16 protein-coding genes and 1 tRNA gene are annotated in these 15066 nt (G+C 65.0%); 7 read left to right on the top strand and 10 right to left on the bottom strand.

Going from position 1 to position 15066, the window contains the following annotated elements; genetic code table 11:
- Positions 1-68 precede the first annotated feature (68 nt).
- A complete protein-coding gene (locus tag QFW96_RS23865) occupies positions 69-1169 on the bottom strand; it encodes an NsdA family TPR-like regulatory protein (RefSeq protein WP_281457956.1) in 1101 nt (366 codons plus the stop codon).
- 272 nt (positions 1170-1441) lie between these two features.
- Between QFW96_RS23865 and QFW96_RS23870 the strand changes: the two genes are divergently transcribed.
- Positions 1442-1654 carry an HC3 family zinc finger protein gene (locus tag QFW96_RS23870; protein WP_281457957.1) on the top strand — a complete coding sequence of 71 codons (213 nt, stop codon included), beginning with the start codon at positions 1442-1444 and terminating at the stop codon, positions 1652-1654.
- Entirely contained in the window at positions 1651-1866 is a 216-nt protein-coding gene (locus QFW96_RS23875; protein WP_281457958.1) for a hypothetical protein, read from the top strand. Before QFW96_RS23870 ends, QFW96_RS23875 begins: the two co-directional genes overlap by 4 nt.
- Before the next feature lie 181 nt (positions 1867-2047).
- On the opposite strand, the gene QFW96_RS23880 is transcribed toward QFW96_RS23875, so the two are convergent.
- From QFW96_RS23880 to QFW96_RS23900, 5 genes are read right to left on the bottom strand one after another with little or no spacing between them, the layout of a single operon-like run.
- Positions 2048-4165 carry an FtsK/SpoIIIE domain-containing protein gene (locus tag QFW96_RS23880; protein ID WP_281457959.1) on the bottom strand — a complete coding sequence of 706 codons (2118 nt, stop codon included), beginning with the start codon at positions 4163-4165 and terminating at the stop codon, positions 2048-2050.
- Entirely contained in the window at positions 4162-4872 is a 711-nt protein-coding gene (locus QFW96_RS23885) for a hypothetical protein (protein ID WP_281457960.1), read from the bottom strand. Before QFW96_RS23885 ends, QFW96_RS23880 begins: the two co-directional genes overlap by 4 nt.
- Positions 4869-5204, bottom strand: coding sequence for a hypothetical protein (locus QFW96_RS23890; protein ID WP_281457961.1), 336 nt, complete (start codon positions 5202-5204; stop codon positions 4869-4871). The genes QFW96_RS23885 and QFW96_RS23890 overlap by 4 nt, the downstream gene beginning before the upstream one ends.
- Entirely contained in the window at positions 5191-5547 is a 357-nt protein-coding gene (locus QFW96_RS23895) for a WhiB family transcriptional regulator (RefSeq protein ID WP_281457962.1), read from the bottom strand. The genes QFW96_RS23890 and QFW96_RS23895 overlap by 14 nt, the downstream gene beginning before the upstream one ends.
- A complete protein-coding gene (locus QFW96_RS23900) occupies positions 5544-5822 on the bottom strand; it encodes a helix-turn-helix domain-containing protein (RefSeq protein ID WP_281457963.1) in 279 nt (92 codons plus the stop codon). The genes QFW96_RS23895 and QFW96_RS23900 overlap by 4 nt, the downstream gene beginning before the upstream one ends.
- Positions 5823-5986: 164 nt before the next feature.
- Here QFW96_RS23900 and QFW96_RS23905 point away from each other — a divergent pair, with 164 nt between their 5' ends.
- Complete coding sequence (locus QFW96_RS23905) at positions 5987-6364, top strand: helix-turn-helix domain-containing protein (RefSeq protein ID WP_132626241.1); 378 nt, start codon at positions 5987-5989, stop codon at positions 6362-6364.
- Between the two features lie 174 nt (positions 6365-6538).
- A complete protein-coding gene (locus tag QFW96_RS23910; protein ID WP_281458022.1) occupies positions 6539-7666 on the top strand; it encodes an NsdA family TPR-like regulatory protein in 1128 nt (375 codons plus the stop codon).
- Here QFW96_RS23910 and QFW96_RS23915 read toward each other — a convergent pair.
- Entirely contained in the window at positions 7619-8200 is a 582-nt protein-coding gene (locus QFW96_RS23915) for an NUDIX hydrolase (RefSeq protein WP_281457964.1), read from the bottom strand. The two genes, QFW96_RS23910 and QFW96_RS23915, sit on opposite strands and share 48 nt — an antisense overlap.
- Positions 8201-8358: 158 nt before the next feature.
- On the opposite strand from QFW96_RS23915, the gene QFW96_RS23920 reads away from it, so the two are divergent.
- Positions 8359-9981, top strand: coding sequence for a restriction endonuclease (locus tag QFW96_RS23920; protein ID WP_281457965.1), 1623 nt, complete (start codon positions 8359-8361; stop codon positions 9979-9981).
- Positions 9982-10003: 22 nt separating this feature from the next.
- On the opposite strand, the gene QFW96_RS23925 is transcribed toward QFW96_RS23920, so the two are convergent.
- From QFW96_RS23925 to QFW96_RS23935, 3 genes are all read right to left on the bottom strand, one after another.
- Entirely contained in the window at positions 10004-11257 is a 1254-nt protein-coding gene (locus tag QFW96_RS23925) for a site-specific integrase (RefSeq protein WP_281457966.1), read from the bottom strand.
- Between the two features lie 81 nt (positions 11258-11338).
- Positions 11339-11413, bottom strand: a tRNA-Ile gene (locus QFW96_RS23930).
- A gap of 577 nt (positions 11414-11990) precedes the next feature.
- Complete coding sequence (locus tag QFW96_RS23935) at positions 11991-12197, bottom strand: hypothetical protein (protein WP_281457967.1); 207 nt, start codon at positions 12195-12197, stop codon at positions 11991-11993.
- A gap of 695 nt (positions 12198-12892) precedes the next feature.
- On the opposite strand from QFW96_RS23935, the gene QFW96_RS23940 reads away from it, so the two are divergent.
- Positions 12893-13756 (top strand): SAM-dependent methyltransferase, encoded by an 864-nt coding sequence (locus QFW96_RS23940; protein WP_281457968.1) that lies wholly within the window; start codon positions 12893-12895, stop codon positions 13754-13756.
- Positions 13757-13886: 130 nt separating this feature from the next.
- On the top strand, positions 13887-15032 hold the full coding sequence (locus QFW96_RS23945; RefSeq protein WP_281457969.1) for a magnesium and cobalt transport protein CorA: 1146 nt from the start codon (positions 13887-13889) through the stop codon (positions 15030-15032).
- Positions 15033-15066: the final 34 nt, after the last annotated feature.

Consider the following 15066-nt stretch of genomic DNA (forward strand, 5'->3'; position numbering starts at 1 on the left):
GAATTCTGTGCCAAAGGTGGTGGCAAGGTTAAGCCGGGTTGGTGGCCACTCGACGATCGTTGTGTCCGTTACAGCGCTTTGAGGCGCTTTTGCTGACGCGCAGACCCAATGGCAGCAGCCAGGTATTTCGCCTCGACGACCTCGGCTTGGACCGAGTCGTGTTCACCCGTGGCTATCAACGCCATCGCTAGGTCGACTCGTAGCGCAGTTTCGGCACGGGTGAACGTCTTGTCGAGTTCGTCCAACGCGCGCGCCAGTACGTCGACTGCCGCCGGGTCAGCGAAACGTGCGAGTGCATGCCCTCGCCAGCGAGTCAGATGCACGGCATCGAGCGCCACGTACGGGCTGATGGGATCTGCCTGTTCGCTCGGTAGAAGTTCGGCCGCGTCGTCGAAGGCGCTGAGGCTCTCGCTTCGTTGGTCATGTGCGGCGAGCGCTTCACCGTGTGCGGCTGCGAGCCACGATCGCAGAACCATCGGACATACCGACCTAGCTCGCCGTCGCGTGTCATGCAACAGGTCGACAGCACACCTCGTCTCACCAAGGTCGAGAAGTACGAAGGCCTGTTCGGCACCGGTGTGGATCTCGTACGACTCGGTGCCGGTCTCCCGTGCAGCGTGCCTCGCGCGCTCGTAGTGCCGCCATGACGTTTGCGTCTTGCCGAGGTCGAGGGCTTGCCAGCCTGCGAGGGTGTGGAGTTCGGTGAGGATGACGGCGAGTTGCTGGCGCGTGTTTCCGGGCAAGCTGTGGGTGAAGAGCTTCTCGACTTGACTCGCCTTCGCCCGAACCTCCTCGTATGCCACGACCGCGCCGAGTTGCCGGTCGACGCGGCGTATCGAGTCGAGCTGTCCGCGGAGAAGGTCCAGAAGGGTTCCGTCGATTCGACGCGAGACGTCGAGCATCTGTCGGAGTTCGGCGGTCTCGTCGTCGAACCGCGGCGGTGACAGCAGTTCGTCGATCGACAGACCAAAGATCCGTTCAAGCAGGCGTGCTGTCACCGCTCGTACTGGTCCGAGTGGCTGCCCATTGGCTCCGCGTCCTGTGATCAGCCGCTGTAGGTGGCGCAGGCTGAGCGTGCCGGGTTCGTCGTGCTCGCGGGCGAAACGTTCTGTGTACTCGGTGAACTCTTCGAGTGTCTGGCGTCGTTCCCTGATCTTCTGTTCGAGCACCGTACGAGGCGGTCGCACCGTGTCTACCCCCGTCCGCTCGTGCATGTCGTCCGCATGTCGTGTTGATGTCGTTCCGCCAATATTGGCGAGTTGAGAAGCTCATTTCAGTGTGACACGCCGCAGGCCGGCTGGTCACACGTCAGTCCGGCGACGGCGCCCCTCTCCGCGCTTCGGCGCCGTCGCCGGACACTCGGGCGTGGCCCGTGCCGATGACCCCCAGTCGGACACGGGCCACGTGCGTCCTGAACAGACATCGACGTACAGGGACAGCCATGCACCCGTTTCGCTGGACGCCCGCTGAGGGGAAGCGACACGCGACAACCGACCGCCGTCGACTCACTGGGCGCTATCCGGTGTCCGAGCAGATCGAGACGCTGTGTGGCCAGTTGGTCGAGGTCGCTGAGCCAAGCGAACTGGCGTGGTTGTGGGAGACCTGCGTCAGCTGTAATGAGAGTGCGCATCTGCTCGTGGCGAGCGGGTCATGACGACTCGGTCGGCCGCCTTGGCCGTGTTGCTGCGCAAGACCCAATGGTTGCTCGACGATCTCGCGTTCGAGGTCGGAGCTGGGCGAGCTGATCAGATCGACTTCACCGGGATCATTGACCTGCTCGAATCCATCACGGCCATGCTTCGAGAGGAACAGCAGAAGAGCCCGGGTGTCGTCGACGGTGCGACGGCGTCAGCTCGGGACGGGTAGCCGTGGTCGGCTCGCCGAGGCAGCTGAGAGACCACGAACGGGACGGGTGGGACGGGTTGTCGCGAACCCGTCCCACCCGTCCCGTGTTTCGTTTCCGCTGGTCGATGCCGGTTGCTACCCGTCCCGTGCGCGGGGACGGGTTACGCATCGCGTGACGGGTTGGCCGTCCTGCCGGGAACACCTACTCGTCCCCGCCGTGCTCGGCCGCTGCCGTTCGGAGGTCGGCGGTGTAGTAGCCGCGAACCTGCCGGATCGTGCCGTCCTCGGACGCTGCTCGACCGCGCCGAGGCTGGCAACCGCACTCGCCCATCTGCCGCCCGAACATGGTCGGTTCGACGTCCAGAACTGCGACCAGTTCGGCGGTAGGGACGAACTCGCGGTCGTCGAGGTCGTCGCCCAGGTAGTCGAGCACCGATGCGAGCGGTTCCGGGATCGTCTCGGCCTCTTCCTCATTGGCTGCGCCGCTGCCGAGAGCCTTCAACACGGCCGCCGGGTCGACGGCCCGCTGTTCGTCGTCGCCCGCGGCGTGACCCGTGAGCGTTCCGGCTTCCTGTCGCAGAGCACGGCCACGCTCGCAGATCGTCCGCCAGTCCGGGTTGGCCATGAAGTACGTCCGCACCGTCTTCGCGATCATGTCCGCGCCCGTGTCGGTGTCGGCGTCCGGGCGTAGGATCCCGACTCCCTTGTGCCCCGGTAGCAGCGTCGAGGCGTCGAATCCGCGCGTGTTCATCTGTTCGCCGAGGACGATGTTCGAGTCCCGCCAGTCCATGACTCGCAATGCGAACCGCGATCCCAGCACTGCGCGGAGCCGGGACGGGATCGTATTCGAGTCGGGCCGCTGTGTCGCCAGGATTACGACGATGCCGACCGCCGGCCCCTTGCGTGCGAGGTAGGTCAACAGGTCAGCGATGTAGGCGCCGAGCGTGCTCTTCTTGCCTCCTACGTCCACCCTCGCAGGGTTTTCCAAGTAGACCTGGACCTCGTCGATGATCACGGCCGTGATCGGCATCCCGAGATCGCGGTCCCGTGAGATCGCTGGGGTGATCTTGGATTCCGGGCACCGGTCGTCATCCAGGCTGGACATTCGGGCGTAGCGTGCTTGGACCTCCGCGACCAGCTCGACGAGGTGGTCCCGGACCGTCTTGGCGTGCTCGAACTCGTCGCCGCAGACGAACCGGTGCGCGACATTTGCCGCGGCTTCCCAGTCCTTACCTCCTTTGCCGTCGAAGACGTACAGCCGTGCATGCGGGTCGAGGATGAGTCCCGCCGCCGGTAGCCGGGTCGCGAACGTCTTGCCTTGTCTGGGAATCGCTCCGATCAGCAGCGACGTCCACACGAGCTGCATATCCACCCGCCGACTTCGTGCGTCGCGCCCGAACGGGATCGGCTGCCAGGCATCCCAGCGCTCGACATCGAGCAGCGGAAACCGCAGCGGCGGACCGGCGTACGGATCACTGTCGGCCACCCACAGGAATACCCGTCCCGCGTGCCCACCACGGCCGCGGACTCGCTCGACGATCAGTTGCAGCTCGTCGACCGCCAGCGCCGAGGCGAGCGCTTCCCGGTTCTTGATCACGTCGGCCGCTTTACGAGTCGCGGGAAGGTCCACCGTGACAGCCCACCCGGCGCCGTCGTGCGAGGCTCTTTCGACGAGCCGCAGGGACTCGTCTTTGCCGATCAGCTTCGAGTCGCGGAACGCGTCGACGAGCATCTGCGGATCCATCATCCACGTGAGTGAGCGCGGTCCGGACAACGTCGGGGTGCGTCCGGGTGCACCGTCCTTGCGTCGACCGAACACGGCCATCCCGAGCCCAACGACGGCCGCCGCGATCCACAACGCCCGTCCGCCGTAGAGCAGGTAGATAATGGTTCCGGCCGTGGCGACTGCGACCACGGTCATGCCGGTGACTTTCCAGCGGAACAACGTGAGTTCGCGGATCTCGATGAACTTGTCCGCGAGCTTCTCGGACTGTTCCGCGGCTTCCCGGTAGTCGTGCACGCGGACCCACTTGCGCCAGGTCCGGAACACCGCGACTGCGCCGCGTCCGACTGCGCTCACGAACCACCACGGCGACCACAGCAACACCCCTGCGAGGCGCAGCAGAGCGTTCTTGGCCGAGTGCCGAGATTTCAGCGTGAGCGGCACGTGTCGTGAACGCTGCCACCAGTTCATGAACCTCTGCCAGCGTGTCAGGTTCGGAGCCTGCGGGAGGTCGTCGATCAGTTCGGCGTCGAACACGGCCGACTCGACCGCTCCCGATTGCCGCTGCGCAGGCAGGGATTCGTCGTACGTGCTCATGCCTCCCCCTCACCGACTTCGGACGCGAGAGCGGCGGACAGCCGCGACGACAATCCGCGTGAACAGCCGGTGACCTGCCGGATCCATGCCGGGCTGATGGTCACTTCGGGTGTCCAGACGTCGCGGGCGCGTTGCAGGTACTCGTCGAAGGAGATCCGTCGAGCGGCTGTCCGGACAGGCTCGACTGGCTCCGCCACGGTGTCCGCAACCGTGTCCGCCTGGTGTTCATGGGCTGCACGGATCGCCTCGGTGAGCTTGTCGCGGAGATCCGTCACGGCCTCGGCGGCGACGAACACAACCAGGGGCGGCACGGAATGCAGCACGACCATTGCCGTATGTCCGGCCGCGAACGCATCCCAGGTGTTCATCACGTACGTGGCGGCGAGCGTGAACCACTTGGCCGTTCGCACCCATCCGCCGGTCCGAACCCCGTAGCGCGCCGTGACTTGCTCGGCGCGCAGGATCGCCAGCAGCACCAGCGAGACCATCGGATCCAGCAACCAGGCCGCCCACCACTGCAGGGACCCGACCGGCGAGCCGGCTGCGGCGAACCGCTGCACGTTGGTCATCGTGAACGCCAGCCCGAGCAGGATTCCCGACCAGCACAGCCGATCGACCTGCCGTCGCACCTGTTCCACGGATTCGGCCGGGCCGGGGACGGGCGGAACCCGCCCGTCCCCGGCGGCGCTCGACTGCCGGGCGCTCATCGACGCTGCCTCGTGCGCCGGTGGTGCCGGTCTTCGGTGGTGACCGTGAGCGCCCGCACCAACGCGAACGCCGTGATCAGGGCCGGGGCCGCCAGCACAGCGAGCAGCAACCCGGTTTCGCGGCTGTGGTGGATCACGAGCCACTGCACGGCCACGATCACCGCAGCCGTGACCAGTACTCGCCCGGTCAGCGACACCATCCGCGATCCGGCGTGCGCGGCTTCGGCGGTCCGCCGCGCCATCCGCAGGCTCGAATGCCAGATCGCGAAGACCGCGATCAGCAGCCCGATGCCCACCAACGTCTCCATTGGCGAGAGATCAAGCGTCGTCATCGGTGTTCACCTCCTCAGCCGCGAAGTCGTCTTGTCGCCGGTCGGCCCAGATCACGAAGAGCTCGCGTCGGTCCGCATCCGACAGACCGCCCCATACGCCGATGGTTTTCGCGCCGTGCAAGCGGAATTCGAGTTCGATGCAGACGTCCTGCACCGTGCAGCCGGTGCAGAGGTCGGCGGCGAGCTGCCGGTCCGGGTCGGGTCCGCCCGGGTCCGGCGGGCCGTCGTCGCCGACGACCCACATGCACGGCTCGTCGCGCATGACGATCTCGGCGAGCACATGGGTGGGGACCGCGCGCAGCCGGTCGAGGCGGACGGCGATGTCGTGGAGACGGTCGTTCATCGCGCACCCCCGGTCATCCGAGCGACCTCGGCGGCGGCACGCTGGTCGGCTGCCAGCTGAGCGACGTCGACGCACCCACCGGACTCGCTCGCCGCCGCTGCGAGTCGGTCGACGGCAGCAGCGGGAACGACATAACGAGCGCGGACCCGGACAGCGGGAAAGCCGTTCTCCCTAATCGCCCGGTACAGAGTTGACGGATTGCACCGCATGATTCGGGCGGCTTCCCGAACCGTGTAGAACGTCGGCCTTTCGACGTCCTCGTGACCGAATGTCATATGAAGTCCTTCGCGTAGCAACGCCTATTTTGGCGATTGAAAGAGCTGGTATTAGCGCTGCTTGGCGCGCGAGAAGCGAAACGCGGTATTTCTGAGCTGAGGGAGAACCGCGGAATCGCGTGAAGGCGTTAATCTCGGCGTCGAAGCGGAGCGCGGAGGAATACGTGTCGGAGGATTGGGCTGCGGTCGCGCGTGCGATCGATCAGCGAACGCGCGAGCTGGGCTTGCGTCAGCGTGACGTGGCGAAGCGCGCGCAGGTATCGCAGGCGACGGTGCGCGAGTTGCAGCGACACACGGTCGTACGCCGCAGAAGCACGCGGACGCTGGAAGCGCTGTCGCTCGCGCTCGAATGGCACCCTCGGCACCTGCTTGCCCTGCTGGAAGGCCACACGCCTCCCGCTGTCGACGACCCCGTTTTCCCCGAGGACGACGTGCCGACTCGGCTCGACGCGATCGAACGACATCTGCGGGAGATCACGCACCAGCTCGACGAGCTGAACAACCGACTCCGGGACGACCGTGACGGCAAGCGAGCCGGGTAGCCGACTCGGATCCGTTGCGGCCGGCCTCGCGGCGAGGGCGGTTTCAGTCGTTGTGCGCATGCCTCCAAGAAACGGCATCCGAGCGCGTTTTTGCAGGTGGCGCGGGTTAACCGCGGCTCCATTAACCGCAATCAACTTCCCAGGTCAAACCCGTTATTCGGCATGGGTGAGGCGATGACCGGAACCCCCTTGCAACGCGTGCGCAAGCAGCTCGGCTACTCGGCAGACGGCGTGATCCGACTGCTGCGGCAACGCGCCGACGTGCGCGGCGTTCCGGTGATGACGGCAGCGAGCCTGAAGACGAAACTCTCCCGCTGGGAAAACGGGCACGAGCAGGTCAGCGAGCCGTATCAACGCCTGTTCCGGGAGATCTACGGCCGTACGAACGACGAGCTCGGGTTCCCTGCCGAGGAGGAAGACGACGACGCGGCGGAGCTGCGAGCGCGGCTGGAGATGGCACGCACCGTTGACGCGGACACCATCGTCGTATTCCGGCGACAGATCGACGACGCACGTCGGCTCGACCGCAAGTTCGGTGGGGTAACCCTGCTCGATCAGCTGCGCGGCACGATCGACCAGGTCGAAAGCCTGCTCGGTTACAACACCATCGGCGGCAAGCGGGAGCAGCTCGCCGGAGCGCTCACCGAAGCATCCACATTGGCCGGGTGGGAAGCGTTGGACCGCAACGCGATCAGCCAAGCATGGCAGCACTACGAGCGCGCGAAGGCCGCGGCGCGCGAAGCGATGTCCCCGGCGTTGCTCGCACACGCGATGGCCGAGCAAGCCTTCATCTTGGTCGACATCGGGGAAGCACCCTCAGCGGTTGAGCAGGTCGAGCACGCGCGCCAGGCAGCCGAAAACGCCGCACCACCACTGCTGCGTGCGTGGCTTGCGGCGGCAGCCGGCGAGTGCCTGTCCGCAGCCGGGCAGCGAGGCGAAGCACTCCGCGCGTTCGACACCGCAGACACGCTGCTCCCGCCTGAACCGGTCGACACCGAGCTGCCGTTCCTCTTCCTCGGTGGATCCCACCTCGACCGGTGGCGTGGGAACGCCCTTGGCAAGCTCGGCGAGCCTGAAGCGATCGACCAGCTCTCCGATGTGTTGCCGCGTGTGCCCGAAGCGTTTGTACGTGCTCGAACGGGGCTGCTCGTCGATCTCGCGTACGCGTTCGCCGCATCCGGAGACAGAGACGCCGCGCTCGACCATGCAAGGCAAGCGCGGCGCCTGGCGTCTCGAATCAAGTCGGACCGACAGCTACGGCGTCTGGACGGACTGATCCTGCCCGGCAGCAGTGCCGCGTGACGTGAGGTAGTAGAGCAGCGCGACCAACGTCCCGGAGCCGAGCAGTTCTTGCCGTTGCGCCAGCTCCGTGACACGCGACAGCGGCACCCACTCGACCTGCCCGACTTCCTCGGTCTCGGTCGGCTCACCGATGTGCTTCGCGCCGCGCCACAGGTACACGTCGATCGGCGCGGTCACCTGACCCGGCAACGGCTCGAAGGTCACCAGGTGCTCGCCATCCCCGATCGGCTCCCACCCACTCTCCTCAGCAGCCTCACGAGCAGCAGTCCCCGCCGAGTCGTCACCGTCGTCGACCATCCCACCCAGCAGCTCGTAGCCCCACTGCTCAGTCGGGAACCGGTACCGCCACAGCATCAGGGCCCGGTCCTGCTCATCGACGATCAAGGAAATCGCGATCCGCGCCAGGTGCACCACGTGGTACTCCCACCGCTCACCGTTCGGCGCCTCGACGTCGGCCAACCCCAACCGGACCCACCGGTTGTCGTAGACCAGTCGCTCCCCGTAGGTCTTCCATGCTCCGCGCTCAGTGCTCACGAGGGGAGGGTACGGGTGGCGCTGACGTGCCGGCGCAATCGTCAACGGGCACCTGCAGAGTTCCAGGCACCCCCGTGGCGGTTGCCGGTCGGGCGGCCGACTCCGCAAACGTATCGAGTGTCATCTACAGGATTGCAAGATCGGTTAGAATGCCGTAGGTGGGCGAGGTTGAGGTAGTCACGAGCAGCGATGAACCGGACATCGTGGAGTTGTGCCAGCTTTACTGGGCGATTGATTCAGCGGGCGCTTACCTATACACAGTCAAGGACCTTGCTGCGCGCTTTAGCTTGACTGCGTACCAGGTTAATCAGACTGTCCGAAGTCATTCGAAATCTTACTCGGTGGACGTCGTTTGCGCTCAGTGCGGCAACGGATTCCTGGTGCAAAGCCGAAGCGAGCTCGCGAATTTTGAAAGAAGCGCCAAATCCCTCTGCTCTGATTGCCTCAAAGAACGAGAGGAGATCAGAAAAAGAGAAGCTGCTGCCCTAATTGCCGCTCAGCGCAACTACGTGCGCAATTCTTTCCCCATTGTTGATAGCATCCAAATCAACCTTGGCGATCTAGATTTACGTAAGGCTGTAACCCTCGCCGCCCTTTTGCGGGACGATGAGGATTCGTCCGATGGCAGTATCACTCCGTTGTCTCAGCGGGCCGAGCGGTTGGCGCCGACGGTACAGCTGCAAATGGATCTAATGAAGTCGGTTTTTGATGAACAGCTTATCCTGATCCACCCTGAAAGCGAGCTAGCCGCATTTAATTGGGATGGCGATACTGCTTCAACTTTTAGCCTGAACGTGGCGAGGTACTACCTTGCGGGCATAGGAGACCTCCCGGCGAGAGTTAGTCGATTTCGGCAGGATTTTGAACGTGCCACTTCTGAAAAAAATATGCCGCCGCATTGGGTGGAGGACTCTTCTGAGCTTTGGCTCGAGGTGGCGGTTTCAGAGTGTCTTTCATACTTGGTGTTCTGCTTGAATCGACACAGGCTTGATTTCAACCCCGGCGAACAGACAGAGACCACTATCAGGAAGGGACTTCAGTGGTTCTCGATCGGCCAGCTTTTTAATCTAATCTGGCGGGCATCTCGGGACGCAGCTGCGTACAAGTCCCGCGAACGCATCTCCGGCAAGCAGGCCGCAAACAGTGCGGTGACGCGACTTCGCACGTCCATCGAGCGAGCGTATGCCGAAGGTTGGAGCCTCCAGCAGTATAGGCGAGACTCAAGGTTGGGAGTCTCGACTGTGTCGCACCTCCTTTTCACTGGCATTTTGCGCCTGCCTGATCCTTTGGCGTTCAATCCGCTCTCGGAGGGCGGAGCGAACACGCGCAAATTGAACTGGGAAAACATTGACTCTGAGCAATTCGAAAGGCTGATCTTCAACCTTGTCTCGGAGACTGATGACTACGCTAATGTAGACTGGCTCATGAAGACAAATGCTCCTGACCACGGTAGAGATATCGGCGCAACCAGAATTCGTCGCGATCCACTAAGTGGTTTCAGCCAAGAGCGTATCGTGGTCCAGTGCAAACACTGGTTGTCAAGATCGGTACGGGATGATGATGTTGCCAAGGAAGTCACATCGATCGACCATTGGGATAATCCTCCCGTTGACGTCTTGGTCTTTGCAACTAGCGGAAAACTCACTGCTGATGCAGTCTCGTGGATTGAGCGCTACAACGCACGTGACAACCGACTAAAGATTGAGGTATGGAACGACGCCAAGCTTGAGCAGCTTCTTGCTGAAAGGCCTCACCTAATCTTGTCCTTTGAGCTTCGCTAAACCGAGGGGAATTTAAGAGGTTCTACTTCTTGTTCCGCTTCGGCATCCGGCTTCCGAGGATTTCGGCTGCTTTGCGGTCGGATGCAGCTACCCATGCCGCGTACACACGCAAGGTTGTGGCTCCTCCTCCGCCGTGGCCAAGACGCCCGGAGACGGTTGGGAGATCCACGCCGGCTGTCAACAACTCAGTCGCTGAATAGTGCCGCAGAGCATGCAGGTGGGTGTCGATGCCGAGGCGGGTTGCCATCTTCTTGTAGCGGGGCGTCATGGCGTTCGGCGAGTACGGCTGGGTGTGGTCGGGTGTCTCGACGCTGCTGAAGACGAACAGTTCCTCCCGGAACTCGGCACCGGCCTCCCCCACACGCCCGGCTACCCGCTCGCGTTGTTCGCGAAGGAGGGCGACCGTTTCTGAGTCGAGGGCGATGCGGCGGCGTTGGTGGGTCTTGGTGTCCTTCTCCTTGCCTCGGACCCAGTTTCGGTGGACCCAGACGACTTCCTGGTCCAGGTCGATGTGGGAGAAGCGCAGTGCGGCCAGCTCGCCTCGGCGCATGCCTGTGGTCATGGCCAGCCAGACGAGGGTGCCCCAGTCGTCGTCGATCCTGAACGCTTCCTCGGACAAGCGTGCGGCCTCGGCTGGGGTGGGCGGTGTGGGTTCGGGGCGCTTCTGCTTCGGCTTGCGGGCGACGCGGGCTGGGTTGGAGTCGATCCACTCCCAGCGTTCGGCCGCGTCGAGGGTGCCGCTGATGATCGCGTGAATCTGCCGAACCGTTGATTGAGCCATCGGGCTGCACGCGTGAGGTCGGCACTTCGCCTTCTGGCAGTCGTGCTCTTCGGTCTTCCGGTGTTCGACGTACGGCTTGCCGTCGCACCGCGCCCGGCAGCGGCGCAGATCTGAGTAGAACGACTCCAGCATCCGCGCTGAGATCTTGTTGACCGGTTGCTCGCCGAGCGCCGGGGTGATCGTTCGGTTGATGTAGCCCCGGTAGGTGTTGCTGGTGCTCTCCTCGATCTCGTTCGTGCGCATCCACTCTTCGAGCGCGAACGAGAACTTCACCGACGACGTCGCGGTCTGCTGCTTGTCGGCCTGAGCCAGCAGCTTGTTGAGTACCTTCTCCGCACGCTTGTGCGCGGCCCGGTCCGTGCCCTGGATGGTCTCGCGGAGGTAGACGCGCTTGCCCGTCACCGGGTCGATGCCGGCGTAGACGATCACTCGGAGTGTCCGGGCGCGTTCTTCGATGCGTCCCCGAGAACGGTCTTCCCTGGGTGCGTGCGTCATGGCTGCGAGGCTACTCGCACCCAAAACCGCACCCAGGAGAAAACGCGCTCGCCAAAATAGGCCGTCTTGCCTGCTCAAGAGTGGGGCAGGTGGGACTTGAACCCACGACCTGACGGATTATGAGTCCGCTGCTCTGACCAGCTGAGCTACTGCCCCGTGGGGTGCTCGGTATCGGCGATCGTATCGAGGAGGTGACGGAGCGGGGTCGCCGGGTGTTCCGGCCGGACGGCCCATCGCGGCGTTGGGCGGAACGGCGGAAACCGCAGCGCACGGGCGTTGCGTCGGCTGGTCTACCGATCTTCGCGAGCGGAGTCCCCGATCATCGTTCGGACGGGTCGATCACGGGCTGTTCGCACAGGTGAGCGCCGTGCTCCCCGGTTCCGAGGGCTCGCGGACCGAGCGCTGCGGCGCATTGCGGAAATCCCGACGGATCGTCATATTCCACGGCGGAGTGCCGGTGCCCGGAATCGGACGGGAATTGCCGAGAATCGTCACGACCGCCTCCGCTCAGCATGGACGGCCCTCCCGGCGCGCCCGGGCAGGCGAGCAGGGCCACGGCGAGAACCGTGGTCGCGATCGGTCTGCTCATCACCCGCACCTCCGCCTGCGGCACTTCCGGGACGCCCGAGTATCGGGGTCGCTGCCCCGCCTCGCGACCGCAGTGATCGGGTCCGGGCATGACGAAGGCCCGGCGCCTGTGGGGGACGCCGGGCCTTCGCGGAGGTGTCGGTCTTCAGCCCAGCAGGCGGAAGATGTCGAACGCCCCGGATAGTTGACCGATGATCGCGATGGTGGCCATCAGCGCCCCGATGGCGGCCACCGTCAGCACCGACATGATGATCAAGTACACGACTGCCTTGATCGGTTTCGGCAGCTTGCTGACCGAAGTGAGGTCAGGCAGCGCGATGTGCGGTTCCTTGCCGATCCCTGGTGCGGACATCTGACTCCCCCGTCCTGTGTCAGTCCCCTCGAACGACCACCTGCATTCGAGGGACGGAGCGCAACGGAGAACCGTTGCGCCAATTCGCATCACGAATTCGTCTCGGTCGGAAATCGATCGAATCAGCCGGCGCGGTCGGCCCTTGAGGCGGCTGCGCGCCACCGGGCTTGGCACGAATCATCCGCACCAGAACCGTCGGCCGCGCGCCGAACGAGGGCGACATCGCGCATTTCGACCCTGGATCGTTATCCGGCCGGCGGTCCGCGGCGTGCGGACTGGCGATGCTGGGTGATCAGGACGCCCCCACGCTGGAACATCGCCGATCACACCAAGATTCTCACATCCACCGTCCTCGATCTTCGTCCGGGTCGCCGCCCGCCGGAACCGCCGATCGGGCCCCGGACGATCAGGTTCCGTTCGGTTTCGGACGCGTTGCGCTTCGGAATCGATCAAAGTGGATCGAATGCGAATTCGAAGCGAGCGGAACGTCGATTTCGGACTCCCGGAACGACCTGCGAACAAGGCGCGGTGGCCCCCGACGGGCGGTTTTCGCTCTCCCAAGGAAGCGGAATGGAATCAACCCGATGGGTGTATGACCCAACACCCGTTCGGTGGCAGACTACGGCGGCGAGTGAGCGTGACGTGATCGCTACGTTCCGTCACGGGAGTACGGGTACCGCGAAGGGGTAGAAACCGTGAGTCAGTCGAGGGCGGAGATGTTCACGCCGGAAGGCGTGGACCTGGAGCACCCCAACGTCGCCCGGGTCTACGACTACTACCTCGGTGGCAAGGCCAACTACGCGGTCGACCGCGTCTTCGGCGAGAAGGCGCTGGAGCGCTACCCGTTCGTCGCCGCCGCGGCCAAGGCCAACCGCCTCTTCCTGCACCGGGTGGTGCGCTACCTGTGCAAGCAGGGCATCCGGCAGTTCATCGACATCGGCTCCGGCGTTCCGACGATGGGCAGCACCCACCAGGTCGCCGACGAGATCGTCGACGACGCCAGCGTGGTCTACGTCGACAACGAACCGGTCGCCGTCGCGCACTCGCGCATCCTGCTGGAACAGGAGGACGTCACCGATCAGCACACCGTCCTGCACGCCGACCTGCGCGAACCCGACCGGTTGTGGAAGCAGATCGAGGAGAGCGGGGTCATCGACATCGAGCAGCCGGTGGCGTTGCTGCTGTTGGCCGTGCTGCACGTGACCCAGCCCGGCAGCGACGGCGAGGACATCGGCCCGCAGTCGGTGGCGCGCTTCCGCGAACTGCTGCCCCAGGGCTCTTTCCTGGTCGTCACCCACGGCACCGCCGACGACGTCCCGGAGAGCCGCAAGCAGGAGATGGCCGACTTCGGGAAGATGTACGACAAGTCGGCGACACCGGTGATCTGGCGGCCGCACGGCGAGATCGAGGAGCTGTTCGGCGACTACGAGCTGGTCGAGCCAGGCTGCACCTGGACACCGCTGTGGCACCCGGAGGAGTCCGGCGAGAACGCGCCGGTGGTCGAGTTCGACAGCCCGAACGACTCGGTGGTCTGGGCGGGAGTCGCGCGCAAACCCTGATCGACACCACCGCGAGGCCGCCGTGACCTGCTGGTCCCGGCGGCTTCGACGCTTCCGGGACCAGCGCGCCGCCCTCGCCGCTGGGTACGCTCGACCCGATCGCCTGCCCCGACGACCTCGGGAGGTCCCCGTGCCCGAATGGCGCCCTCGCCCGCTGCGCAGGCGCGGCAGCAAACCCGAGCCGGTGACCCGTCAGGACGCGGCGCCCGAGCACTCGATGGATCCGCGCGCCCGCGACGAGCGCCCGCTGGCCGACCGGCCGCTGATCGACACCGCGATCTACCGCGACGGCGTCCGCATCTCCACCCCGGTCAGCCTCGGCGAGACCTACCGGCAGCTGCCCGGCGCCGACGGCACGATGGCCTGGATCGGCCTCTACCGGCCGGCCGAGGAGGAGCTGCTGGCCGCAGCCGAGGAGTTCGACCTGCACAAGCTGGCGGTCGAGGACGCGATCGTCGCCCACCAGCGCCCCAAGATCGAGCGCTACGGCGACACGCTGTTCGTGGTGCTGCGCGCGGCCACCTACCTCGACGAGGTCGAGGAGGTCAGCTTCGGCGAGCTGCACCTGTTCATCGGCCCGAACTTCGTGCTGACCGTCCGCCACGGCCAGGCCCCGGACCTGTCGGTGGTGCGGAGGCGGATGGAGGCCGACCCGGAACTGCTGCGGCGCGGGCCCGAAGCCGTGCTCTACGCGGTGCTCGACCACGTCGTGGACGGCTACGCACCGGTCATCGCGGGCCTGCAGAACGACATCGACGAGATCGAGACCGAGGTCTTCGGCGCCGATCCCCACGTGTCGCGCCGCATCTACGAGCTCTCCCGCGAGGTCATCGAGTTCCAGCGCGCCACCCGGCCGCTGCTGGGGATCCTGCGCAGCCTGGAGGCCGGGTTCCAGAAGTACGAGATCGACGAGGAGCTGCAGCGCTACCTGCGCGACGTCGCCGACCACGCCACGACGGTCGCCGAGCGCGTCGACGGCTTCCGGCAGATGCTCGACAACATCCTCACGGTCAACGCCACGCTGGTCACCCAGGCGCAGAACGAGGAGATGAAGCGCATGACCGAGGCCAGCTACGCGCAGAACGAGGAGATCAAGCGGATCTCCTCGTGGGCGGCGATCCTGTTCGCCCCCACCCTGATCGGCACGGTGTACGGGATGAACTTCGACATCATCCCGGAACTGCACTGGAGCCTGGGCTACCCGTTCGCGCTCGTGCTCATGATGGCCGTCTGCCTCAGCCTCTACACGATCTTCAAACGCCGGAACTGGCTCTGATCCGTCGTAGCAGGAGGCCGCGACGGCGAAGCCG

Origin of the sequence: Saccharopolyspora ipomoeae (assembly GCF_029952525.1) — a bacterium.
Classification (GTDB): domain Bacteria; phylum Actinomycetota; class Actinomycetes; order Mycobacteriales; family Pseudonocardiaceae; genus Saccharopolyspora; species Saccharopolyspora ipomoeae.